Source organism: Nocardioides sp. CFH 31398 (genome assembly GCF_022436705.1).
Classification (GTDB): Bacteria; Actinomycetota; Actinomycetes; order Propionibacteriales; family Nocardioidaceae; genus Nocardioides.
The window spans coordinates 120,197-144,085 of record NZ_JAKUHT010000006.1; the positions used below are offsets into that span (position 1 = coordinate 120,197).

Sequence of the window (23,889 nt, forward strand, 5' to 3'; positions counted from 1 at the left end):
GAGGCCGGGCGGCTCAGACCCGGACGGTCCCCATCCGCTCGCGGACCTCGGCCAGCGTGGCGTCGGCGATCTCGTTGGCCCGGGCGTTGCCGGCGGCGAGCACGCCGTCGACGTACGACGGGTCCGCGGCGAGCTCCGCCCGGCGCTCGCGCAGCGGGGCGAAGAAGGTGTTCAGCGCCTCGGTGACCCGCTTCTTCAGCGCGCCACCGCCGCCGTCCCCGATCTCCTCGGCGATCACGGCAGGGTCGCCGCCCTCGCACAGGGCGGCGAGGGTGAGCAGGTTCGAGACCTCCGGCCGGTTCACCGGGTCGTAGGTGATGTGGCGGTCGGAGTCGGTCTTGGCGCCCTTGACCTGCTTGGCCGTCTCGTCGGCGCTCATGCGGAGCTCGACGACGTTGCCCTTCGACTTGCTCATCTTGGTGCCGTCGGTGCCGAGCAGCAGGGGAGTGGCCGACAGCAGCGCCTCCGGCTCGGGGAACGTCTGCCCGTAGCGCTCGTTGAAGCGGCGCGCCACGACCCGGGTCTGCTCGATGTGGGGCAGCTGGTCCTTCCCGACGGGGACGACGTTGCCCTTGCAGAACAGGATGTCGGCGGCCTGGTGGACCGGGTAGGTGAGCATGAGGCCGCTGATCGAGGTGATGCCGGCGGTGGCGGCCTCGTCCTTGACGGTGGGGTTCCGCTGGAGCTCCGCGACCGACACCAGGCTGAGGAACGGCAGCAGCAGCTGGTTCAGCGCCGGCACCGCGGAGTGCGCGAAGATCGTGGAGCGCTCCGGGTCGATGCCCGCGGCGAGGCCGTCCAGCAGCAGGTTGCGGGTGTTGCCGGCGATGTCGCCGGCGACCTCGCGGTCGGTGATCACCTGGTAGTCGGCGACGAGCACCATGATGTCGGCGCCGCTGTCCTGCAGCCGCAGCCGGTTGGCGATCGAGCCGAAGTAGTGGCCGACGTGCAGGGCGCCGGTCGGACGGTCGCCCGTGAGCATCCGGAACTGCTCCGGGTGCTCGGCGAGGCGCTTCTCCAGGTCCTCGCTGCGGGTCAGGGACGCCTCGTACGACTCGGTCACGGTCATCGATCCTACAAAGGCCTCGGCCGTGCCTCAGCGGCGAGGCAGTAGGGTTCGACAGGTGCCCACCATCGGCGTCGCCGTCGCGATCCCGGAGCCCTGGGCGGCTCGCCTGCAGGACTACCGGGCGGCACTCGGGGACGTGACCGCCGGCTCGATCCCCACCCACATCACGCTCGTCCCGCCCACCGAGCTCTCCGACGACGACCTCGACGCGCTGCACGACCACCTCGAGCAGTCGGCGTCCTTGCTCGACGCGTTCACGGTGCACCTGCGCGGGACCGGGACCTTCCGTCCGGTGTCGCCCGTGGTCTTCGTGGCGCTGGCGTCGGGCATCTCCGGCTGCGAGGCGCTGGCGGAGGCCGTCCGGTCGGGACCGCTCGACGTCGCCCTGTCGTTCCCGTACCACCCGCACGTGACGGTGGCCCACCACCTGCCGGACGAGACGCTGGACCGGGCGTACGCCGAGCTCGCCGACTTCGAGTGCCGGTTCGACGTCCAGGACTTCCACCTGTACGTCCACGACGAGGCGACCGGCTGGAAGCCCGTGCGGGGGTTCCCGCTGCGCCGCGTGCCGGTGAGGGCCTGAGATGGCCACCGTCGGCGACACCGTCCGGGTCCGCCTCAACGAGACCCGGACCCGTCGGCCCTGGGTCGACCACCTCATCCGCACGCTGCAGCACTTCGGGCAGGTGCAGGGCACCGCCCACGCCGGCGGCGTCACCTTCTTCGGCTTCCTGTCGGTCTTCCCGCTGCTGGCGCTGGGGTTCTTCGCGCTGGGTCTCATCGCGAGCACCACAGGGGCCTCGCTGGACCTCGTGCAGACCGTGAACAGCGTGGTGCCGGGTCTCATCGGGTCCGGGAACGGTCAGATCCCCCTGTCCACGGTCGAGTCGGCCGCCAACGCAGCGGGCGTCGTCGGTGTCGTGGGCCTGCTGTACGCCGGGCTCAACCTGCTGTCGGGCATGCGGACGGCGCTGCTCATCGTCTTCGAGCAGCCCGTCGACGAGCAGCCGAACTTCGTGCTCGGCAAGCTCCGCGACCTCGTCGCGCTGCTCGCCCTGGGCGCCATCCTCGTCGTGAGCGTCGGCGTCTCCAGCGTGGTGAACCTGCTGTCGAGCTTCCTGCTCGGCCTCGTCGGCCTGGACGACGACCTCTCCTGGGCCCTGCGCCTCCTGACCGTCGTCGTCGGCCTGGCGGCGTCCACGGTGCTGTTCTACGCCCTGTTCCGCGTCCTCGGCCGCCCGCTGGCCCCGAACGGGGCCCTCTGGCGGGGTGCTCTTCTCGGTGCCGTGGGGTTCGAGGTCCTCAAGCAGCTGAGCAGCGTGCTGATCGCGTCCACCCAGAACCAGCCCGCGTTCGCGGTCTTCGGCGTGGCCCTCGTCCTGCTGGTGTGGATCAACTACTCCGCCCGGCTCGTCCTCATCGCCGCGTCGTGGGTGCACACCAGCAACGGCGCCCGCCTGCTGCGCGAGAAGCGGGACGCGGAGGAGCAGGCCCGGAACGCCTCCACCGCCGTGGAGCTGCGCAAGCGGCCGCCGGCGCCGACCTCGCCCGTCCCGCGCAGCTTCGGGGCGGGGGCCGTCAGCGCCCTGGGCGCCATCTTCCTGCTGCAACGTCGCCGTCGTCGGGAGGACCGGTCATGAGGTTCGAGCGCCACCACGCCGTCCTGCTGCTCGCCGTCGCCGCCTGGACGGTCCTCTCCTTCGGCAACTTCGCCGTCAACCTGTACGACGCCTGGTCGGCCGGCGAGGACCGCGCCACGTCGTACTGGGTCGCCCACACGATCCTCATCGTCGTGAACATGGTGATCGCCGTCCTGCTCGGGACGCTCGGCTGGCGCGCCTGGCGGGCGACCTCACGTTCGTCGCGGCCTCGCGTCGACGCCTAGGACCGTCGAGTCGGCACGTCTGCGCAGCCCGGGGACGTCGAGTCGGCACGTCTGCGCAGCCTGGAGACGTCGAGTCGGCACGTCTGCGCAGCCCGGGGACGTCGAGTCGGCACGTGTGCGCAGCCTGGGGACGTCGAGTCGGCACGTCTGCGCAGCCTGGGGACGTCGAATCGGCACGTCTGCGCAGCCTGGGGTCTGCGGGCTCCCCTGCGGCGTGCGCAGATGTGCCGACTCGAGCCTCGTGTGATGCGCAGATGTGCCGACTCGAGGCTTCTGGGGTGCGCAGATATGCCGACTCGAGGCTCGTGGGGTGCGCAGATGTGCCGACTCGACATGACGAAGGGCCGCGACCCGCCGTCGGTACGGCGTGTCGCGGCCCTGGTGCCGTGTTGGTGTCGCGCTGGGTCGTGCTGGGTGGTGCCGGCTGGTGCCCCGGCTCAGTGACCGTGGCGGATGGCGGTCCGCAGGTCCTTGTTGAGCTGGGAGATCACGTCGAGCGGGATCTCCTTGGGGCACGCGGCGGTGCACTCACCGATGTTGGTGCAGCCGCCGAAGCCCTCGGCGTCGTGCTGCGCGACCATGCTGGCCACGCGGGAGTCGCGCTCCGGCTGACCCTGGGGGAGCTCACCGAGGTGGGTGATCTTCGCGCCGAGGAACAGCGAGGCCGAGCCGTTGGGGCAGGCGGCGACGCAGGCGCCGCAGCCGATGCAGGTGGCGACGTTGAAGGCGCGGGTGGCCTTCTCCCGCGGCGCGGGCACCGAGTTGGCCTCGGGCGCCGAGCCGGTGTTCGCCGAGATGTAGCCGCCCGCCTGGATGATCCGGTCGAACGCCGACCGGTCGGTCACGAGGTCCTTGACGACGGGGAACGCGTCCGCGCGCCAGGGCTCGATCGTGATGGTCTGGCCGTCGGAGAACGAGCGCATGTGCAGCTGGCAGGTCGTGGTGACCTCGGGGCCGTGCGCCTGGCCGTTGATCATCAGGGCGCAGGAGCCGCAGATGCCCTCGCGGCAGTCGTGGTCGAACGCGACCGGCTCCTCGCCGATCTCGTTGAGCTGCTCGTTCAGGCTGTCCAGCATCTCGAGGAAGCTCATGTCCTCGGAGATGTCCGCGACCTCGTAGGTCTTCAGGCCACCCTTGTCGCTCGGGTTCTGCTGGCGCCAGATCTTGAGGGTCAGGTTCACTTGTAGCTCCGCTGCTTCATCTCGATGGCGGTGTAGATCAGGTCCTCCTTGTGGAGCACGGGCGCGCCGTCCTCGCCGCCGAACTCCCAGGCGGCGACGTAGGCGAACTCGTCGTCGTGACGCAGCGCCTCGCCCTCCTCCGTCTGCGACTCGGCGCGGAAGTGGCCGCCGCACGACTCGCGACGGTTCAGCGCGTCGATGCACATGAGCTCGCCCAGCTCGATGAAGTCGGCGACGCGGCCGGCGCGCTCGAGGCTCTGGTTGAGGGAGTCGGCGGTGCCGAGGACCTTCAGGTCGGTCCAGAAGTCCTTCTTGAGCTCCCGGATCATGTCGATCGCCTTGCGCAGGCCCTCCTCGGAGCGCTCCATGCCGCAGTACTCCCACATGATGTGGCCGAGCTCGCGGTGGTAGGAGTCGGCCGAGCGGCTGCCGTTGATCGACAGGAACGTGTCGATGCGCTTCTCGACCGAGCGGCGGGCGTCGACGACGGCCTCGTCGTCCTCGCTGATCCGCTCGAAGGGGCCGTCGGCGAGGTACTCGCGGATGGTGTTCGGCAGCACGAAGTAGCCGTCGGCGAGGCCCTGCATCAGCGCCGAGGCGCCGAGGCGGTTGGCGCCGTGGTCGGAGAAGTTGGCCTCGCCGGTCACGAACAGGCCGGGGATGTTCGACTGCAGGTGGTAGTCGACCCACAGGCCGCCCATCACGTAGTGCACGGCGGGGTAGATGCGCATCGGCACCTGGTACGGGTTCTCACCCGTGATCCGCTCGTACATGTCGAAGAGGTTGCCGTACTTCTCGCGGACGGTGTCCTCGCCCATCCGGTCGATGGCGTCGGAGAAGTCGAGGTACACGCCGCGACGGAAGTCTCCGACCATCGGGCCCACGCCGCGACCCTCGTCGCACATGTTCTTGGCCTGGCGGGAGGCGATGTCGCGGGGGACCAGGTTGCCGAACGCCGGGTAGATCCGCTCCAGGTAGTAGTCGCGGTCCTCCTCGGCGATGTCCCGGGGGTCCTTGTCGCAGTCCTCCTTGTTCTTCGGCACCCAGATGCGGCCGTCGTTGCGGAGGGACTCACTCATCAGCGTGAGCTTCGACTGGTGCTCCCCGGAGACCGGGATGCAGGTCGGGTGGATCTGCGTGTAGCAGGGGTTCGCCATGTAGGCGCCCTTGCGGTGCGCACGCCAGGTGGCGGTGACGTTGCAGCCCATCGCGTTGGTCGACAGGAAGAACACGTTGCCGTAGCCGCCCGAGGCGAGCACGACGGCGTCCGCGAGGTGCGTCTCGATCTCGCCGGTCACGAGGTCGCGGGCGATGATGCCCCGGGCGACGCCGTCCTTGACGATGAGCTCGAGCATCTCGTGGCGCGTGAACTGCTCGACGGTGCCGGCCGCGACCTGGCGCTCCATGGCCTGGTAGGCGCCGAGCAGCAGCTGCTGGCCCGTCTGGCCGCGGGCGTAGAACGTGCGGGACACCTGCACGCCGCCGAAGGAGCGGTTGTCGAGCAGACCGCCGTACTCGCGGGCGAAGGGCACGCCCTGCGCGACGCACTGGTCGATGATGTTCGTGCTGACCTCGGCCAGGCGGTACACGTTCGACTCGCGGCTACGGTAGTCGCCGCCCTTGACCGTGTCGTAGAAGAGGCGGAAGACGGAGTCGCCGTCCTCCTTGTAGTTCTTCGCCGCGTTGATGCCGCCCTGGGCGGCGATCGAGTGGGCACGACGCGGGGAGTCCTGGTAGCAGAAGGACTTCACGTTGTAGCCGGCCTCGCCGAGCGTGGCGGCGGCGGCGCCACCGGCGAGGCCGGTGCCGACGATGATGACGCTCAGCTTGCGGCGGTTGGACGGGTTGACGAGGCGATTCTCGAAGCGGCGCGTCGTCCAGCGGTCCGCGATGGGGCCGGTGGGCGCGACCGGGTCGACCAGCGGCTCACCGGCGACGTAGTAGCCGTGGGCGTCGTCCGAGGTCTGCTTCGACGCCTGGTTCAGCGGCGAGGAGCCGTCGTGGAGGGTGGAACCGGCCATGGTGATCGCTCCCTGGGTGGCGGATCGGGTGGGGCGGGTGGTGCGTCGTACGAGTGTCGCTAGGAGATGACGCCGGCGAGCACGAACACGGGGATCAGCGAGTAGCCACCGGCGATGACCACGGCGAGCAGGTAGCCAGCCAGGTTCGCGTTGCGGCGGGCGCTCGCGGTGTTCGTCAGACCGAGGGTCTGCGCGGCGCTCCACGTGCCGTGACGCAGGTGCATGGCGAGGGCGGCCATGGCCAGCAGGTAGATCGCGGCGACCCACCAGATCTGGAAGCTGCCCACGAGGCGCTCGTACGGCGAGTCGGAGTCGCCGCCGGGCGTCACCACGCGCAGCGTGAAGTGGAGGATGTGGAAGACGATGAAGAGCAGCAGGGCGGTGCCGCCCCACCGCATCGTCTTGCTCGACCAGGTCGAGTTCACGCGCTTCGTGACCGCGTACTTGGTGGTCCGCGCCTTGCCGGCCCGCGCCCACAGCGTGTACGCCGCGTAGACGTGCAGGACCAGCGAGACCAGCAGCACGACGCGGATGACCCACAGCAGGCCCGAGTAGGGCAGCAGGGGCTCACCGATGGTGCGCAGGTGCTCGGCGTAGGCGTCGAACGACTCCTGGCCGCCGAAGGCCTTGAGGTTGCCGTACATGTGGAGGAGCACGTAGCCGATGAAGACCAGTCCGGTGACGGCCATCAGCAGCTTCAGCGCGATGGTCGACCGCGTCGACCTCGGCTTCTTGGTCACAGTCGCAGTTGCCACGGCCCGTACGGTACCCCCGCGACACGCCGCCTAGACCATCCACGGTCGTGAGGCACCGGTCACTAAGGCGACCCTCACCGGGCCCCGGAAGTCGCTCAGGCCGCGTCGGCGCCGGCGGGCGCGAGCACGGCGGGCAGGTGCACCGCGAGGAGCTCGGCCGTCGCGTCGGCCCAGGTCCGCCGCACGGCGGCCGCACGGGCCCGGGCACCCATCGCGGCGAGCTCGGGCGAGGCGGCCGCGCGGGCCAGCACACCGAGGGCGCGCGCCATCGAGCCGGGCTCGTCCGGGTCGTAGAGGACGCCGGTGCGGCCGTCGACGACGACCTCGGCGGCCGCGCCCCGGGCGGGGGCCACGACCGGGACGCCGCTGGCCGCGGCCTCGCGCAGGACGTGCGCGCACGTCTCCTGCGCCCCGGGGTGGACCAGGACGTCCAGGCTCGCGAGCGCGGTCGCGAGGTCGCCGCCGGTGACGGTCCCAGTCATCTGCGCCTGCGGCATCCGCTGGCGCAGCCAGTCACGCTGCGGGCCGTCGCCGACCACGACGGGGCGGACGCCGGGGACCCGGGCCACCTCCGGCAGCGCCCGGACGCCGTGGCGGCGGTGCAGCCCGCCGACGTAGCCGACGACCAGGCGTCGCCCGCCGCGGGAGCGGGCGAGGGACCACCGGTCGTGCAACCAGCGGTCGCGCAGCTGGGGGCCGAACATGGCCGGGTCGACGCCGGGCAGCCACAGGTGGGACTCGAGGTCGAGGCCCGCCAGGTGGTCCTGGACCCAGGCCGCGCTCACGAGCAGCCGGTCGCTGCGGTCGGCGACCTTGGCGCGCCACCACGGCAGACCGGCCTCGGGCACCGGGGAGAGCTGCGCCGTCAGGGTCGGGACGCCGGCGCGCCGGGCGTGCTTGAGGGCCTTGCGGCCGAGCGTGGCGGGGGAGTGGACCGCGACGAGGTCGGGGGAGAAGGCGTCGATCGCGCGCTGGGCCTGGCCCCCGACGCGGTCACGGGTGCGGACGCGCTCCACGCGGGCGCCGCGGTAGGTGGCGAGCCCGGGGCCGGGGGCGAGCACCTGGACGGTCTGGCCCTCGTCGACCAGCCGGTCGGCGACCTGGCGGACGGTCCCGGTCGCGGCGTCGACGGCGGGGTAGAAGGACTCGGTGACCAGCATGACCCGCATGGCCTCATCCTGCCCGCGGCACGCGACCGGGGTGCGACGACAACGCGACCCCCGGGTGAAGTCTCGCCTCAGGGGGTGGGGAGGTGACGGCTGCCCACCGGGGCGGCCAGGGTGCCGGTCGGGGGCACGACGCGGATCGGCCGCTCGACCACGCCGGACGCGAACGCGCTGACCACCGCGACCGCGACCACCGCGGAGGCGTGGATGAGCAGCCAGGCGATGATCGCGAACGCGATGCCGATGACGCCGTACCGCTCGGCGTTGCGCTCCAGCAGCACCGGCATCGCGGTGCCCGCGACCCAGCCGGTGACGACCTGGAGGATGCCCGCGAACACGGCGCCGCGCCGCAGGACGCCCCACGGGACCTGCCGCTGCAGGAGGATCCACAGCGCCAGCCACCAGAACGCGGTGTAGACGGCCAGCTGCGCGGCGACGGTCGCCGACACCGCACCGAGCAGGGTGTCGAGCCCGCGCCCCGCCAGCCAGCCCGGCAGCCACGTCGAGGTGGCCAGCATCGCGACGATGATGAGGAGACCGGCGGTGCCGGAGAGGGCGGGCAGGAAGCCGAGGGTCGGCCGGCGCCAGGCGTGCTCGAACGTGCGGCGCAGCGACCGGTTGAAGGCCGTGAACGAGACGACCAGCAGCAGCCCGCTGACCAGGCCGACGCCGGTGGAGGTCCCGTCGGGACCCGGCTGGGCGAACAGGGCCTGGATGGTGGCTGCCACGTCGGCGTCGACGTCGTAGCGGTCGATCAGCAGGTCGGAGAACTCGGCGCCCTCCCCCCGGGTCCACAGCGAGTCGAGCACCGAGACGAGCACGATCGTGAACGGCACGACGGCGAAGAACGCCTGGCCGGCGAGCAGGAAGACGCGGTCGCGGGTCTCGACGGAGACGAGGACGAAGAACAGCTGGGCGGCGGTCGACCCGTCGGCGACGCGGGCGTCCAGGCGGGCCCGGCGCTCGGCCTTCCGGGCGGCCCTCGCCTCCCGTCGTACGACGCGGCGCGGGGGCCCGTCGTCCCGCCCGGCAGGCGCGGGGGACCCGGCCTGCGGGGCGGGGGTCGCGCTCACCCGCCGAGGTCGCGCAGCTCGACGGGCACGACGGAGGTCAGCGGGGCGACGAGGTCGACCTGGTCCTCGCCGACGCTGAGGTCGGACGAGGTCAGCACGAGGCCGCCGCACCCGGGCTCGAGGCGGACGACGTCCCCCAGGTCGGTGCGCAGGACGACGGACGACTCACCCGGGCCGGGGAACGCGCACCCGTCGGTGCTCGGCCGCGGGGCCCGGCCCCAGGCGGTGGTCAGCGCGTCGAGGGCGTCGCCCTCCAGCGGCACCGCCGTGGCGTCGGGGCCGTCGCACAGGACGGCCTGCTCCACCTGCTCGCGCTTCGGGTCGACGGGCGCGGTGGCCGGGGTGGTCGCACAGGTCAGGTCGCCGATCGCGGTCGACGCGGGCACGTCGTAGCCGCCGTCGGTGCGCTGGACGCCGAGGGCGTCGAGGAAGGCGATGACGACGCCGACCCCGGAGGCGGAGCCCGACCCCGTACTCACGTCGTCGCACACGCCGGTGCGGACGTCGGTGGTGTCCCCGCCGCGGGTCTCGACGACCAGCACGGTGGTGGGCGGGTCCTGGGCCCCCTCGCACAGGTCGGTGTCGGCGGGCGGCAGCTGCTGGACGGCGCGGGTGAAGGCGCCGAGGCCGTCGACGAGCGCGTCCGCGGGGACGCTCGTCGGCTCCTCGCCGCAGAGCCGGACGGCGACCACGTCGTCCAGGGCCGGCAGCTCGCCGCCCGCCTGCGTCGGGTCGGGGAGCGGGTCCGGGCACGGGGCGGCGGCGTACGGCGCGGAGACCGGACCGTCCGAGGACCCGCCGTCGGAGGCGCCGTCCGACGGCTCGTCGCCGCCGCCGGACGTGCTCTGCGCGCCGGAGGGCGCTGCGTCGTCCCCGCCACCGCCGGTCAGCACGCTGAGGCCGACGGCGATCGCCGAGACGACCAGCACCACCGCCAGCAGGGCGGCGATCGTCTTCGTGCGGGCCTGGCTCATCGGGGTCCCTCCCTGGACTGCTGCGGGGTGCTGCGGGCCGCGCTCCGGTCGGCGGAGAGCGTCCATCGTGCCCCAGTGGGACGCGCGAGCCCGCCCGACGGTTGCCCGGCGCGTCGTCGTGGCACGTCGGCTCAGCCGTCGGCGGCCAGCGTGGTGGGCGGGAGGTCGCCGCGCCGGATCCGCTCCGCGACGTCCCGGATGCGGCCGGTCGAGGCCTTCCAGTCGCCGACCTCCTCCTCCCACACGGGCTGCCAGCCGCGGCGGGCCTCGACCACCCAGTGGTGGCCGAGCAGCACCCGGCCGAGGACGGCGAAGGGCAGCACCAGCAGCAGGAGGAGCAGCTCGAGGAGCGCGAGGAGGGCGAGGAGCAGGAACGGCACGAGCAGCACGAGGCACAGCAGGCCGAGGACCATGCTGACGGGGTCGTCACCGAGGCCCGAGGGCATGTCGGGGCCGGTGTCGAGGTCCTTGACCCGGCGGCGCCACGGCACCCACCGCCGCGTCACGCGCCACGACCGGCCCTGGGGGTCACGCACCTTCATGGACGCAACGTTCCGCGGCGGGCGGCGCGGGAAACCTCACACTCGGTGGCCGACGTCACGACCGCTCCCTACAGTGCCCCCATGACCGACGAGGGCGCTGCGGGCAGCGCGGACGGTGAGGTCGCGGGCGGTCTCGAGGACCCCGGGAGCCTGCAGCCCGAGCAGGGCGGGCTCGCGCTGGCCGACCCCGAGCACGACGACCACGACCGCACCGACTGGGAGGCCGCGGCGGCCGCCGTCCTGCGCAAGGCGAAGCGGCTGCGCGACGACGACCCGGACGACGCCGTGTGGGCACGGCTGACCCGCACCACCCTCGACGGCATCGGCGTCGGCCCCCTCGGCACCCCCGAGGCGGTCACCGACCTCACCACCGCCGGACGCCCCACCCGCTCGGGTGACTGGGACATCCGCTCCTTCACCGACCGTGCGGCCCTCGTCGACGACCCCCGGGCGGCCCACGAGCACCTCCTCGCCGACCTCGCCGGCGGCGTCAACAGCCTGTGGCTGCAGGCCGGTCCCAGCACCGACTGGGCGAGGTTGCTGGAGGAGGTCCTCCTCGACCTCGCCCCCGTCGTCCTCGAGCCCGCTCCGGGCGAGGCCCTCGCCACGGCCCGCGCGTTCCTCGACCACGTCGGCGACGCCGACCTCGCCGCCGGCACCCAGCTCGGCGCCGGCCCGGACGACGAGGACCTGGTGGACGTCGCCCGCCTCGCGGCCGAGCGCGGCGTCCTCGGCCTCGTCGTCGACGGCACCCGCACCCACGACCGCGGCGCCTCCGACGCCCAGGAGCTGGGCTGGGTCCTCGCCGCCGGCGTCCGCGCCCTGCGGAGGCTCGAGGACGCCGGGATCGAGCCGGCGCAGGCCGCCGGGCTGGTCGAGCTGCGCCTCGCCGTCACCGACGAGCAGCTGACCGCGATCGCGAAGCTCCGCGCCGCCCGCCGCGCCTGGGCCCGGGTGCTCGGGGCCAGCGGGGTCGAGGACGCGCCGGTGCGGGTCCACGCCGTCACCTCCCGGCCGATGATGAGCCGCTACGACCCCCACGTGAACATGCTGCGCACCACCGTCGCCGCGTTCGCCGCCGGCGTGGGCGGCGCCGAGGCGGTCACCGTGCTGCCGTTCGACGCCCCCCTCGGTCGTCCCGAGGCGTTCGGGCGCCGCATCGCCCGCAACACCAGCGCCCTGCTGATCTCGGAGAGCCACGTGGCGAAGGTGGTCGACCCGGCCGGTGGCTCGTACGCCGTCGAGCGGCTCACCGACGACCTCGCCGTGGCCGCCTGGGCCGAGCTGGGCCGGATCGAGGCCGAGGGGCACGACCCCGCGGCGTACGACGCCCGCGTGGCCGAGGTGGTCGCCGAGCGCGACCGGCAGGTCGCCACCCGCGAGCGCCCCCTCACGGGCCTGTCCGAGTTCCCGTCGCTCAGCCTGGAGCAGCCCGAGCGCGCGCCGTACGACGCGTGGGACGCCGTGCGCCCGTGGGGTGCGGCGTACGAGGCGATGCGCGACGACCCGCCGGCGCGGACGGTCTTCCTCGCCACCCTCGGCCCGATCGCGGCGCACACCGCGCGGGCGACGTTCGCGACCAACCTGCTCGCCGCGGGTGGGGTCGGCGTCGACGTCGCCGGCCCGACCGAGGGCCCCGACGACCTCGTCGCGGCCTACGGCGGGCAGCCGGTGGTGTGCCTCGCCGGCGCCGACGGCACCTACGACGAGTGGGGCGAGCGGGCCGCCGCCGCGCTGCGCGAGGCCGGGGCGTCGTACGTCGTGGTCGCGGGCAGGCCCCGCGACTGGGCCGACGACGACGCCGCGATGGGCGTGGACGCCGTGGAGTTCCTGGGACGAGTGAGGGAGAAGCTGTCGTGAGCGTGCCGAAGAGCTTCGTGGACGTGGCGCTGGCGGCGGAGGGTCTCGACGACGCGCGCTCCCCTCGACAGGCTCAGGACGGCGCGCAGGGCTCGCGTGCTGCTCGACCAGCTGATCTCGGCGACGCCTGGACCAGCCCCGAGGGCATCGACATCCAGCCGCGCTACGACGCCGGCGACCTCGACGGCCTCGACGCGCTGGCGACGTACCCCGGGCTGAGCCCGTTCCTGCGCGGGCCCTACCCCACGATGTACACGACGCAGCCGTGGACGATCCGCCAGTACGCCGGGTTCTCCACCGCGGAGGCGTCGAACGCGTTCTACCGCCGCAACCTCGCCGCGGGGCAGAAGGGCCTGAGCGTCGCGTTCGACCTCGCGACCCACCGCGGCTACGACTCCGACCACGAGCGGGTGCGCGGCGACGTGGGCATGGCGGGCGTGGCGATCGACTCGATCTACGACACCCGGCAGCTCTTCGACGGCATCCCGCTCGACGAGATGTCGGTGTCGATGACGATGAACGGCGCCGTGCTGCCCGTCATGGCGCTGTACGTCGTCGCGGCCGAGGAGCAGGGGGTGAGCCCGGACCGCCTCGCGGGGACCATCCAGAACGACATCCTCAAGGAGTTCATGGTCCGCAACACCTACATCTACCCGCCGAAGCCGAGCATGCGGATCATCTCCGACATCTTCCGCTACACCGCGGAGAGGATGCCGCGGTTCAACTCCATCTCGATCTCCGGTTACCACATCCAGGAGGCCGGGGCGACGGCCGACCTGGAGCTCGCGTACACGCTCGCCGACGGCGTGGAGTACCTCCGCGCGGGCCTGGACGCGGGCCTCGACGTCGACGCCTTCGCGCCGCGGCTCTCCTTCTTCTGGGCCGTCGGGATGAACGTGTTCATGGAGATCGCCAAGCTCCGCGCCGCCCGGGCGCTGTGGGCGCGGCTCGTGCGCCAGTTCGAGCCGACCAACCCGAAGTCGCTGAGCCTGCGGACCCACTCGCAGACCTCCGGGTGGTCGTTGACCGCGCAGGACGTGTTCAACAACGTCGGGCGTACCTGCCTCGAGGCGATGGCCGCCACGCAGGGCCACACCCAGAGCCTGCACACCAACGCCCTCGACGAGGCGATCGCGCTGCCGACGGACTTCTCCGCGCGCATCGCCCGGAACACGCAGCTGCTGCTGCAACAGGAGTCCGGCACCACCGGCGTCATCGACCCCTGGGCGGGCTCCTACTACGTCGAGCGCCTCACCCACGACCTCGCCGAGCGGGCCTGGGCCCACATCACCGAGGCCGAGCGGGCCGGCGGGATGGCCGCGGCGATCGAGCAGGGCATCCCGAAGATGCGCATCGAGGAGGCGGCCGCCCGCACCCAGGCCCGTCTCGACTCCGGCACCCAGGCGCTGATCGGCGTCAACACCTACCGCCTCGAGAAGGAGGACGACCTCGAGGTGCTGCGCGTCGACAACGACGACGTGCTGCGCCAGCAGGTCGCGAAGCTCGAGCGGCTGCGCGAGGAGCGGGACGACGACGAGGTGCGCCGCGCCTGCGAGCGCCTCACCCACGCCGCGGCGTCCGAGGTCGACCGCACCTCGCTGGACGGCAACCTCATGGCGCTGGCGGTCGACGCCGCCCGCGCGAAGGCGACGGTGGGGGAGATCTCCGAGGCTCTGGAGAAGGAGTGGGGCCGCCACCGCGCGACCATCCGTACGATCTCCGGGGTGTACCGCGAGGAGGCCACCGCCGGGGACGCCGACGGGTCCGTCGCGAAGGTGCTCGCGGCCACCGAGGCGTTCGAGGCCGCCGAGGGACGCCGACCGCGCATCCTCGTCGCGAAGATGGGCCAGGACGGCCACGACCGCGGCCAGAAGGTCGTCGTCACCGCGTTCGCCGACCTCGGCTTCGACGTCGACGTGGGGCCGCTGTTCTCCACGCCCGAGGAGGTCGCCCGCCAGGCCGTGGACGCCGACGTCCACATCGTGGGGGTCTCCTCGCTCGCGGCGGGCCACCTCGCGCTCGTGCCCGCGCTGAAGCAGGCGCTGGCCGACGAGGGCCGTGGCGACGTGATGGTCGTGGTCGGCGGGGTGATCCCGCCCGAGGACGTGCCGCGCCTGGAGGAGATGGGCGCCGCGGCGGTCTTCGGCCCCGGCACCGTCATCGCGCGGTCCGCCCTCGAGCTGCTCGAGAAGCTCAGCGCCGAGCTGGGGCACTGAGCGGGTGCCCCCGGCACCCGTGCCCGACCTCGACGAGCTCGCGGACGGCGTCCGCTCCGGGCGTCGCGCCGCGCTGTCGCGTGCGATCACGCTGGTGGAGTCGTCCCGCGCCGACCACCGGGTCGCCGCCCGCGACCTGCTGACCCGGCTGACCCCGGACGCCGCCGTGCACCGCGCGCCCGCCGTCCGGGTCGGCATCTCCGGCGTGCCGGGCGTCGGGAAGTCGACGTTCATCGAGGCGCTCGGCTCCGACCTCACCGCCGCCGGCAACAAGGTCGGCGTGCTCGCCGTCGATCCGTCGTCGGTGCGCACCGGCGGCTCCGTGCTCGGCGACAAGACCCGCATGGGTCGGCTCGCGAACGACCCGGACGCCTACATCCGCCCCTCGCCGACGGCGGGCACCCTCGGCGGCGTCGCCCGGACGACGACCCAGGCGATGATCGTGCTGGAGGCCGCCGGGTACGACGTCGTCCTCGTCGAGACCGTCGGCGTCGGGCAGTCCGAGATCACCGTCGCGCGGATGGTCGACACCTTCTGCTTCCTCACCCTCGCCCGCACCGGCGACCAGCTGCAGGGCATCAAGAAGGGGATCCTCGAGATCGCCGACGTCGTCGCGGTCAACAAGGCCGACGGCGCCGGGGAGGCCGACGCCCGCGTCGCCGCCCGCGACCTGTCCGGCGCGCTGCGGATGGTGCGCGGCAGGGGCGAGTGGGCGCCCCCCGTGGTGACCTGCTCCGCGCTGGAGGACCGCGACGTCGACGAGGTGTGGGCGAAGGTCCTCGCCCACCGCGAGCACCTCGGCACCGAGGGCCTGCGCGAGAAACGCGCCGGCCAGCAGCTCGAGTTCACCTGGGCGCTGGTCCGCGACGAGCTCGACGCCCGCCTCAAGGCCTCGCCCGGCGTCGCCGCCGTCCGCGACGAGGTCCGCGACGCCGTCCTCGCCTCCCGCATGGCCGCCCCCGAGGCCGCCGACCGTCTGCTCGCGGCGTACGACGGGGGCTGAGGTCGGGCGCCGGGACCTTCGGGCCCCGGCCACCCCGACCGCGGGCGACGGAGGCCGGTAACCTGCACGGTCGTGCCGACCGACCTACGCCTGCCGCCCGAGGAGGAGCTCGTCGCGTTCCGGCGCGACCTGCACGCACACCCGGAGCTGGCGTGGCAGGAGCGGCGGACGACCGAGCGGATCGCGGAGCGGCTCGAGGCCGCCGGGGTCGCCGTACGGCGGACCGAGCCGACGGGCCTGATCGCCGAGGTCGGCGGCGGGTCGGGGTCGGTGGGGCCGGTGGTGGTGCTGCGCGCCGACATCGACGCGCTGCCGCTGACCGACCGCGCGGAGGACCCCTGGTCGAGCACCGTGCCGGGCGTCGCCCACGCGTGCGGGCACGACGTCCACACCACCGCGCTGCTCGGCGCGGCCCTGGCGCTGGCCGAGCTCGACGCGCGGGAGCCGCTGCCGGGGAAGGTCCGGCTGCTGTTCCAGCCCGCCGAGGAGGTCATGCCGGGCGGGGCGCTGCGGCTGATGGAGCAGGGCGCGCTGGACGGCGTCGTCCGGGCGTACGCCCTGCACTGCGACCCCTCGCTCGACGTCGGCCAGGTCGGGCTGCGGGTCGGCCCGCTGACCGGCGCCGCCGACGCCCTCGAGGTGCGGCTGCGGGGCAAGGGCGGGCACACCTCGCGCCCCCACCTCACCCAGGACCTCACCTTCGCGCTCGGCCACCTCGTCACCGGGCTGCCCGCCGCGCTCTCGCGGCGGCTCGACCCCCGCGCCGGAGCCACCCTGGTGTGGGGGCTCGTCCAGGCCGGCGCGACCCACAACGTCATCCCGACCGAGGGGCGCGCGGCCGGCACCATCCGCATCCTCGACGCCGGCGCCTGGGCCGAGGCCGAGCGCCTGGTCCAGGAGCTCGTCCCCGCCGTCGTCGCGCCGTACGGCGTCAGCGCCGAGGTGCTCTACACCCGCGGCGTCCCGCCCGTGGTGAACCACCCGGAGGCCGTCGGCGTGCTGGCGGACGCCGTCCGCGACCGGCTCGGCCCCGACGGGGTCGCCACCACCCTGCAGAGCCTGGGCGGGGAGGACTTCGGGTGGTACCTGAACGAGGTCCCGGGGGCGATGGCCCGGCTCGGCACGCGCACCCCCGGCGGGCCGACGTACGACCTCCACCAGGGCGACCTCCGCGTCGACGAGCGGGCCATCGGGATCGGCGCGCGGCTGCTCGCGGACACGGCTGTGCAGACACTCGCTATCGAGTCGGTAACGAACGCCCCGCGGGGGCACGGGGCACCCCTCACGAGGCCCTAGTGTCTGCCTCGGTTCGTGCCCGACAGGGGCGCGTCAGGGCACACATCTAGGAGGGCGTCTTGAGGCGCACCACGAAGCTTGCGGCGGTGCTCAGCACCGCCGTCCTCGCACTGTCGGCCTGCGGCGGCGGCGACTCGGACAGCGGCGGCGACAGCTCCGGCGGGGGCGGCGGCGACGCCTCCTCCGACATCCGCGTCGGCGTCGCGTACGACGTCGGCGGGCGCGGCGACCAGTCGTTCAACGACTCGGCGGCCGCGGGTCTCGACCAGGCGTCCGAGGAGCTCGGCATCGAGTTCCAGGAGTCCGAGGCCTCCGACGGCGAGTCCGAGGCTGACCGCGAGGAGCGCCTGCGCACCTTCGCCGAGGCCGGCTACACCCACATCATCGGCGTCGGCTTCGCCTACAGCCCCTCGATGGCCGCGGTGGCGCCGGAGTACCCCGAGGTCAGCTTCGCGATCATCGACGACGAGGCCGCGGTCGGCGACAACATCGCCAACCTGGTCTTCGCCGAGGAGCAGGGCTCCTTCCTCGTCGGCGCGGCCGCCGCGCTGAAGAGCGAGTCCGGCCAGATCGGCTTCGTCGGCGGCGTCGAGACCCCGCTGATCCAGAAGTTCCAGGCGGGCTACGAGGCCGGCGCCCAGGCGGTCAACGAGGACATCGAGATCGACGTCACCTACCTGACCCAGCCGCCGGACTTCTCCGGCTTCGCCGACCCGGCCCGTGGTGAGACCGCCGCGACCGGCATGTTCGACGACGGCGCCGACGTGGTCTACCACGCCGCCGGCGGCTCCGGCGGTGGCGTCTTCGAGGCCGCCTCGCAGGCCGACGGCCTCGCCATCGGTGTGGACTCCGACCAGTACGAGACCGCCGACCCGGCCGTCCAGGACGTCATCCTCACCTCGATGCTCAAGAACGTGAACGTCGCGGTGTACGAGTGGCTGACCGCCGCCGCCGAGGGGGACACCCCGACCGGCACCACCCGCTACGACCTCGCCGCGGACGGCGTCGGCTACTCCACCAGCGGTGGCCAGGTCGACGACATCGAGGACCAGCTCGAGACGTTCAAGCAGCAGATCGTGGACGGGGAGATCGAGGTCCCGACCACCCCGTAGCACCACCGGACGTCGGGCCCCCCCGGGCGCCCCCCCCCCCCCGGCCCGCCGGGCCCCCGCCCCCCCCCCCCCCCCCCCCCCCCCCCCGGGCCCCGCCCAGTGCCCAGCCCCCGTCCCACCGCAGGAGGTCCCGGCCGTGTCCGAGAAGGCCATGAAGCCCGACGAGCAGAGCCACGACCTCGCGGTCCGCCTCCGCGGCATCGGCAAGCGGTTCCCCGGCGTCATCGCCAACGACGACATCAACATCGACGTCCGCCGCGGGACCATCCACGCCATCGTCGGCGAGAACGGCGCCGGCAAGTCGACGCTGATGAAGATCCTGTACGGCGTGCAGCCGCCCGACTCCGGCACCATCGAGATCGGCGGGAAGCAGGTCACCCTGTCGTCGCCGGCCGAGGCCATCGCGAACGGCGTCGGCATGGTCTTCCAGCACTTCATGCTCGCCGACAACCTCACCGTCGCCGAGAACGTCGTCCTCGGCGCCGAGAGGCTGCACGGCATCGGCGCAGGCGCCCGCGCCGAGATCACCCGCATCTCCGACGCCTACGGGCTCGGCGTCGACCCCGACGCGCTCGTGGAGGACCTCGGCGTCGGCGCCCGCCAGCGCGTGGAGATCCTCAAGGTTCTCTACCGCGGCGCGCGGGTGATCATCCTCGACGAGCCGACCGCCGTCCTCGTGCCGCAGGAGGTCGACGAGCTGTTCGGCAACCTCCGCGAGCTGAAGGCCGAGGGTCTCGCCGTCCTGTTCATCTCGCACAAGCTCGACGAGGTGCTCTCGGTCGCCGACGACATCACCGTCGTCCGGCGCGGCACCACGGTCGCGACCGTCGACCCCGCCGGCACCACCGCCCGCCAGCTCGCCGAGCTCATGGTCGGCTCCGAGCTGCCGCAGCCCACCCGTGAGGCCTCGACGGTCACCGACGAGGTGCTGCTCGACGTCCGCGGGCTCACCCTGCCCACGCCCGAGGGGCGCCCGCTGCTCGACGACGTCACCTTCCGCATCCACCGCGGCGAGGTCCTCGGCATCGCCGGCGTCGAGGGCAACGGCCAGGCCGAGCTCGTCGAGGCGATCATGGGCATGCGCCCCGGCGCGACCGGCTCGGTCACCGTCGGCGGCCGCGACCTGTCCGGGACCTCCACCCGCGAGCGCCGCGAGTCCGGCATCGGCTACATCCCCGAGGACCGCCACCGCCACGGCCTGCTCCTCGACGCTCCGCTGTGGGAGAACCGCGTGCTCGGCCACCAGACCCGGCGCCCCAGCGTGCGGCGCGGGCTCGTGGACCGCAGGGCCGCCACGGCCGACACCCAGCGCATCATCGAGACGTACGACGTCCGCACGCCCGGCCCGAACGTCCCGGCCCGCGCGCTGTCGGGCGGCAACCAGCAGAAGCTCATCGTCGGCCGCGAGATGAGCGGCGAGCCGACCCTGCTCATCGCCGCCCACCCGACGCGGGGCGTGGACGTCGGCGCCCAGGCCGCCATCTGGGACCAGATCCGCATCGCCCGCCGCGAGGGCCTCGCGGTGCTGCTGATCTCCGCGGACCTCGACGAGCTGATCGGCCTGTCGGACCGCATCGAGGTTGTCCTGCGTGGACGCCTGGTCGGCGAGTTCGACCCGACCACCGTCACCCCCACCCAGCTCGGCTCGGCCATGACCGGCGCCGGCGACGAGCCCGCCCAGGAGAGCGCATGACGTCCCTCGACCCGCGGCTGGTGCGCCTGCTGCTCGGCATCGCCGCGCCCGTCCTCGCCCTCGGCGCGGCGTTCGCGATCACCAGCCTCGTGCTGGTCGTCGCCGGCGACCCCGTGGGCGAGGTGTGGTCGACGATCCTCTCCCCGCCGGAGACCCGGAACGTCGTCAACATCGTCAACGCCGCCACCGTGCTCTACCTGTCGGGCGTGGCCGTCGCCATCGGGTTCCGCATGAACCTGTTCAACATCGGCGTCGACGGCCAGTACCGCGTCGCCGCCTTCGCCGCCGCGGCAGTGGCGGGGGAGGCGTGGCTGCCCGGCGTCCTCAACATGGTCCTCGCCGTCCTCGTCGCGATGCTCGCCGGCGCGATCTGGGCGGGGATCGCGGGCCTGCTGCGGGCCACCCGCGGCGTCTCCGAGGTCATCAGCACGATCATGCTGAACTTCATCGCCACCTCCGTCGTGGCGTTCCTGCTGCGTCAGGTCGCGGTCCGCGAGGAGGGCAGCAACATCGTCTCCACGCGGCCGATCCCCGAGGGCAGCCGCCTGCCGGGGATCCCGTTCGGCGACCTGCCGAACCTGGAGATCTACGGCTTCGTCGTGGTCGCCGCCCTCGTCGGCCTCGGCTACTGGTTCGTGCTGAACAAGACCCGCTTCGGCTTCGACCTGCGCGCCACCGGCCGCTCGGCCCCGGCGGCCACCGCCAGCGGCATCAGCGTGAAGCGGATGACCGTCGCCACGATGCTGCTGTCCGGGGCGATCGCCGGCCTCGTCGGCATGCCGCTGCTGCTCGGCAGCTCCTACGCCTACGGCTCGACCTTCCAGTCCGGCCTGGGCTTCGCCGGCATCGCGATCGCGCTGCTCGGCCGCAACCACCCGGTCGGGATCGCGCTCGGCGCGCTGCTGTTCGCGTTCCTCGACGAGCAGTCCAACCCGCTGCAGATCCTCGTGGGCGTCTCGCCCGACATCGTCGCCATCACCCAGGGGGTCGTCGTCCTCACCGTCGTCATCTCCTACGAGGTCGTCCGCCGCTTCGGCTCGCGCCTCGAGCAGCGGCGGGTCGCCGCCGCCCTGGAGTCGGAGCGGTCCGCCAAGGCGGACGCGAAGCAGGAGGCCAGCGCGTGAGCACCACCACGAACGCCACGACGACCCCGACCCCGGCGGGCGGCCGCGCCGCCAAGCCGTCGCGCCACCGGCTGCGGCCGTCGTACCTGCTGCTCGGCTTCGCGGGACTCGTCCTGCTGCTGTCGCTGCTCGAGCTCGTCACCGGCGCCGGCGACCTCACCTCGGCGGGCACCGTCGGGGCGACGTTCATCGCCGTCACGCCGATCATGCTGGCCGGCCTCGGCGGGCTGTGGGCCGAGCGCGCGGGCATCGTCAACATCGGCCTCGAGGGGATGATGATCCTCGGGACCTACGGGGCCGGCTACTTCGGCTACCACTACGGCGCCTGGGCGGGCATCCTCGGCGCGCTGCTGCTCGGCGCGATCGGCGGCCTGATCCACGCCACGGCGACCGTGATCTTCGGTGTCGACCACATCATCTCGGGCGTCGCGATCAACATCATCGCGCTGGGCGCGGTCCAGTACCTCGCCTCGCTGACGTTCGAGGGCCTCGAGGGCGGCGGGTCGACCCAGTCGCCGCCGCTGCCGGACATCCCGTCGATCACGATCGGCCCGCTGTCCGACCTCCTGGGCTCCGTCGTCGACACCGACTGGTTCTTCGTCTCCCAGGTCGCGGGCATCCTCCAGGCGCTGGTGACCAACCTGTCCGTCTACGTGCTCCTCGCGCTCCTGCTGCTCGTGGTGTCGTCCTACGTGCTGTTCCGGACGCCGTTCGGGCTGCGGCTGCGCTCCTGCGGCGAGAGCCCCTCGGCCGCGGAGTCCCTCGGCGTCGCCGTGCTGCGCTACAAGTTCGTCGCCGTGCTGATCTCCGGCGGGATGGCCGGCCTGGCCGGCGGGTTCCTCGCCCTCGTCGCCTCCAGCACCTACCGCGACGGGCAGACCGGTGGTCGCGGCTACATCGGCCTCGCCGCCATGATTTTCGGCAACTGGCGCCCCGGCGGCCTGCTCATGGGCTCCGGACTGTTCGGCTACACCGAGACCCTCGGCCTGCGGCAGGGCGGCACCTCGGTGCACGCGCTGCTGCTCCTGCTCGCGGTCCTCGCCGTGGTGGCCGCGGTGTGGCAGTTCCGACGCGGGCAGTCGACCTTCGGGATCGGCGTCCTCGTCGCCGGCCTGCTGCTCGGCGCGCTGTACTTCTCCATCGACGAGGTCCCCGGCGACTTCACCTCGATGACGCCGTACGTGATCACGCTGCTGGTGCTCGCCTTCGCCGCCCAACGGCTCCGGGCCCCGGCTGCCGTGGGACAGACCTACCGGAAGGGGTCGGCCGGATGAGCGCCGCGTCGGAGGCCTTCGACTGGGACGGCCTCAAGGCGGCGGCCGAGGAGGCCGCGAAGCACGCCTACGCGCCGTACAGCCACTACCACGTGGGCGCCGCGGCGCTCGTGGACGACGGCCGGGTGGTGTCGGGCTGCAACGTCGAGAACGCGGCGTACGGCGTCGCGCTGTGCGCCGAGTGCGGTCTCGTCTCGACGCTGCACCGCGAGGGCGGGGGGCGGCTGACCCACTTCGTGTGCGTGAACGGCGACGGCGACGTGATCATGCCGTGCGGGCGCTGCCGCCAGCTGCTGTGGGAGAACGGCGGGCCCTCACTGCTCGTCTGGACCGTCTCCGGCGTCAAGCCGATGACCGAGGTGCTGCCCGATGCGTTCGGCGCCGACGACCTCCGCTGACCTCACCGACCCGGCCTTCGTCGCCGACCCCTACCCGCTGCTCGACGAGCTGCGGGCCGCGGGCCCGGTGGTGCGCCAGGACTCCGGGCGGTGGCTGGTGCTCGACCACGCCGGTGTCTCCCGGCTGCTGCGCGAGCGGGCGCTCGGGCGGGTCTGGCGCGACCGGGAGCCGACCGACGCGCTCGAGCCGTTCAACCTGCTCCACCGCCACCAGATGATGGAGAACGAGCCGCCGGACCACACCCGGCTCCGGCGGCCGGTGGCCGCGGCGTTCAACCGCGGCCACGTCGAGCGGCTGCGACCGCGGGTGCGCTCGCTGGCGGCGTCGCTGCTCGACGAGGCGGTGGCGTCCGGCCCGTCCTTCGACGTCGTCGCGGCGTACGCCGAGCCGTTGCCCGTGCTGGTCATCGCCGAGCTGCTCGGTGTGCCGTCGTCGTACGCGCCGTCGCTGCGGGACTGGTCGCAGGCAATCGTGCGGATGTACGAGCACGCCCCGTCGCCCGCCGTCGTCGACGCCGCCGTCGCGGCCGCGGAGGACTTCGCGGGCCTGGTCACCGAGCTCGCGGCGGAGCGTCGTCGTACCCCGCCGGAGGACCGGCCGGCCGACCTGCTGTCGGACCTGGTCGCGACCGAGCTGTCGGACGTCGAGGTCGTCGCGTCCGCCGTCCTGCTCCTCAACGCGGGGCACGAGGCGTCGGTCAACGTGTTCGGCAACGGCCTGGTCGGCCTGCTGCGCGCCGGCCTGCGGCCCGCGGCGGACGTCGCGGTCACCGTCGAGGAGATGCTGCGCTTCGACTCCGCGCTGCAGCTGTTCGAGCGGACCGCCACCGCCCCCGTCGACCTCGGCGGCGGGCTCGTGGCCGAGCCGGGGGACACCGTCGCCCTGCTCCTCGGCGCCGCGAACCGCGACCCCGCGGTCTTCGCCGACCCGGCCACCCTGGACCCCGCCCGCTCCCCGAACCCGCACGTCGCGTTCGGCGCCGGCGTCCACTTCTGCCTCGGCGCGCCCCTGGCCCGCATGGAGCTCACCGAGTCGCTGACGCTGCTCTTCGAGCGCCACCCCGACCTCGCGCTCGCCGACGAGCCGACCCCGCGCGGCACCTTCGTGCTGCGCGGCTTCAACGCGGTGCCGGTGTCGCTCGGGGTCGAATCCCCACGGTAAGTAGCTGTCTTGACACTTCTCACGGCGAATTCGTCGTGAGGAGTGCCAAGACAGCAGGTTCTCGTGGGGATTCGACCCCCGCCGG

The 23,889-nt window shown here is 73.3% G+C and carries 21 protein-coding genes; 13 read left to right on the forward strand and 8 right to left on the reverse strand.

Annotated elements, in window-relative coordinates:
• Nucleotides 1-13: 13 nt before the first annotated feature.
• Nucleotides 14-1,069: a tryptophan--tRNA ligase gene (trpS, locus tag MJ876_RS07305; protein ID WP_275694593.1), complete on the reverse strand. Its 1,056-nt coding sequence runs from the start codon at nucleotides 1,067-1,069 to the stop codon at nucleotides 14-16.
• A gap of 55 nt (nucleotides 1,070-1,124) precedes the next feature.
• Between trpS and MJ876_RS07310 the strand changes: the two genes are divergently transcribed.
• The 3 genes from MJ876_RS07310 to MJ876_RS07320 are packed head-to-tail and all read left to right on the forward strand — an operon-like array spanning nucleotide 1,125 to nucleotide 2,954.
• Nucleotides 1,125-1,652 carry a 2'-5' RNA ligase family protein gene (locus tag MJ876_RS07310; protein ID WP_240235584.1) on the forward strand — a complete coding sequence of 176 codons (528 nt, stop codon included), beginning with the start codon at nucleotides 1,125-1,127 and terminating at the stop codon, nucleotides 1,650-1,652.
• Nucleotide 1,653: 1 nt separating this feature from the next.
• Nucleotides 1,654-2,709 (forward strand): YihY/virulence factor BrkB family protein, encoded by a 1,056-nt coding sequence (locus tag MJ876_RS07315; RefSeq protein WP_240235585.1) that lies wholly within the window; start codon nucleotides 1,654-1,656, stop codon nucleotides 2,707-2,709.
• The gene (locus tag MJ876_RS07320; protein WP_240235586.1) at nucleotides 2,706-2,954 is read left to right on the forward strand and encodes an SCO4848 family membrane protein; all 249 of its coding nucleotides are present in this window, start codon (nucleotides 2,706-2,708) and stop codon (nucleotides 2,952-2,954) included. Before MJ876_RS07315 ends, MJ876_RS07320 begins: the two co-directional genes overlap by 4 nt.
• A 437-nt stretch (nucleotides 2,955-3,391) precedes the next feature.
• Here the strand turns inward: MJ876_RS07320 and MJ876_RS07325 are convergent, their stop codons facing one another.
• The 7 genes from MJ876_RS07325 to MJ876_RS07355 form a co-directional block, all read right to left on the reverse strand.
• Entirely contained in the window at nucleotides 3,392-4,135 is a 744-nt protein-coding gene (locus tag MJ876_RS07325) for a succinate dehydrogenase/fumarate reductase iron-sulfur subunit (protein ID WP_240235587.1), read from the reverse strand.
• Nucleotides 4,132-6,156, reverse strand: coding sequence for a fumarate reductase/succinate dehydrogenase flavoprotein subunit (locus MJ876_RS07330; RefSeq protein WP_240235588.1), 2,025 nt, complete (start codon nucleotides 6,154-6,156; stop codon nucleotides 4,132-4,134). Before MJ876_RS07330 ends, MJ876_RS07325 begins: the two co-directional genes overlap by 4 nt.
• A 59-nt stretch (nucleotides 6,157-6,215) precedes the next feature.
• Nucleotides 6,216-6,911, reverse strand: coding sequence for a succinate dehydrogenase cytochrome b subunit (locus tag MJ876_RS07335; RefSeq protein WP_240235589.1), 696 nt, complete (start codon nucleotides 6,909-6,911; stop codon nucleotides 6,216-6,218).
• Between the two features lie 95 nt (nucleotides 6,912-7,006).
• Complete coding sequence (locus MJ876_RS21585; RefSeq protein WP_275694594.1) at nucleotides 7,007-8,080, reverse strand: glycosyltransferase; 1,074 nt, start codon at nucleotides 8,078-8,080, stop codon at nucleotides 7,007-7,009.
• A gap of 68 nt (nucleotides 8,081-8,148) precedes the next feature.
• On the reverse strand, nucleotides 8,149-9,150 hold the full coding sequence (locus MJ876_RS07345) for a YhjD/YihY/BrkB family envelope integrity protein (protein WP_240235590.1): 1,002 nt from the start codon (nucleotides 9,148-9,150) through the stop codon (nucleotides 8,149-8,151).
• Nucleotides 9,147-10,124 (reverse strand): hypothetical protein, encoded by a 978-nt coding sequence (locus tag MJ876_RS07350; protein ID WP_240235591.1) that lies wholly within the window; start codon nucleotides 10,122-10,124, stop codon nucleotides 9,147-9,149. Before MJ876_RS07350 ends, MJ876_RS07345 begins: the two co-directional genes overlap by 4 nt.
• A 131-nt stretch (nucleotides 10,125-10,255) precedes the next feature.
• Nucleotides 10,256-10,666 carry a hypothetical protein gene (locus MJ876_RS07355; RefSeq protein ID WP_240235592.1) on the reverse strand — a complete coding sequence of 137 codons (411 nt, stop codon included), beginning with the start codon at nucleotides 10,664-10,666 and terminating at the stop codon, nucleotides 10,256-10,258.
• An 81-nt stretch (nucleotides 10,667-10,747) separates the two neighbouring features.
• Here MJ876_RS07355 and MJ876_RS07360 point away from each other — a divergent pair, with 81 nt between their 5' ends.
• The 10 genes from MJ876_RS07360 (at nucleotide 10,748) to MJ876_RS07410 (ending at nucleotide 23,804) form a co-directional block, all read left to right on the forward strand.
• Nucleotides 10,748-12,526: a methylmalonyl-CoA mutase family protein gene (locus MJ876_RS07360; RefSeq protein ID WP_240235593.1), complete on the forward strand. Its 1,779-nt coding sequence runs from the start codon at nucleotides 10,748-10,750 to the stop codon at nucleotides 12,524-12,526.
• A gap of 17 nt (nucleotides 12,527-12,543) precedes the next feature.
• Nucleotides 12,544-14,742, forward strand: coding sequence for a methylmalonyl-CoA mutase (scpA, locus tag MJ876_RS07365; protein ID WP_374202461.1), 2,199 nt, complete (start codon nucleotides 12,544-12,546; stop codon nucleotides 14,740-14,742).
• Nucleotides 14,743-14,746: 4 nt separating this feature from the next.
• Nucleotides 14,747-15,745, forward strand: coding sequence for a methylmalonyl Co-A mutase-associated GTPase MeaB (gene meaB / locus MJ876_RS07370; protein WP_240235594.1), 999 nt, complete (start codon nucleotides 14,747-14,749; stop codon nucleotides 15,743-15,745).
• Between the two features lie 72 nt (nucleotides 15,746-15,817).
• Nucleotides 15,818-17,041 (forward strand): amidohydrolase, encoded by a 1,224-nt coding sequence (locus MJ876_RS07375; protein ID WP_240235595.1) that lies wholly within the window; start codon nucleotides 15,818-15,820, stop codon nucleotides 17,039-17,041.
• A 59-nt stretch (nucleotides 17,042-17,100) separates the two neighbouring features.
• Nucleotides 17,101-18,153 carry a BMP family protein gene (locus MJ876_RS07380; protein ID WP_240235596.1) on the forward strand — a complete coding sequence of 351 codons (1,053 nt, stop codon included), beginning with the start codon at nucleotides 17,101-17,103 and terminating at the stop codon, nucleotides 18,151-18,153.
• A 136-nt stretch (nucleotides 18,154-18,289) separates the two neighbouring features.
• A complete protein-coding gene (locus tag MJ876_RS21590; RefSeq protein ID WP_308192576.1) occupies nucleotides 18,290-19,846 on the forward strand; it encodes an ABC transporter ATP-binding protein in 1,557 nt (518 codons plus the stop codon).
• A complete protein-coding gene (locus tag MJ876_RS07395) occupies nucleotides 19,843-20,970 on the forward strand; it encodes an ABC transporter permease (RefSeq protein ID WP_240235597.1) in 1,128 nt (375 codons plus the stop codon). Before MJ876_RS21590 ends, MJ876_RS07395 begins: the two co-directional genes overlap by 4 nt.
• Nucleotides 20,967-22,244 carry an ABC transporter permease gene (locus tag MJ876_RS07400; RefSeq protein ID WP_240235598.1) on the forward strand — a complete coding sequence of 426 codons (1,278 nt, stop codon included), beginning with the start codon at nucleotides 20,967-20,969 and terminating at the stop codon, nucleotides 22,242-22,244. The genes MJ876_RS07395 and MJ876_RS07400 overlap by 4 nt, the downstream gene beginning before the upstream one ends.
• Complete coding sequence (locus tag MJ876_RS07405) at nucleotides 22,241-22,642, forward strand: cytidine deaminase (protein ID WP_240235599.1); 402 nt, start codon at nucleotides 22,241-22,243, stop codon at nucleotides 22,640-22,642. The genes MJ876_RS07400 and MJ876_RS07405 overlap by 4 nt, the downstream gene beginning before the upstream one ends.
• Complete coding sequence (locus MJ876_RS07410; protein ID WP_240235600.1) at nucleotides 22,614-23,804, forward strand: cytochrome P450; 1,191 nt, start codon at nucleotides 22,614-22,616, stop codon at nucleotides 23,802-23,804. The genes MJ876_RS07405 and MJ876_RS07410 overlap by 29 nt, the downstream gene beginning before the upstream one ends.
• Nucleotides 23,805-23,889 lie beyond the last annotated feature (85 nt).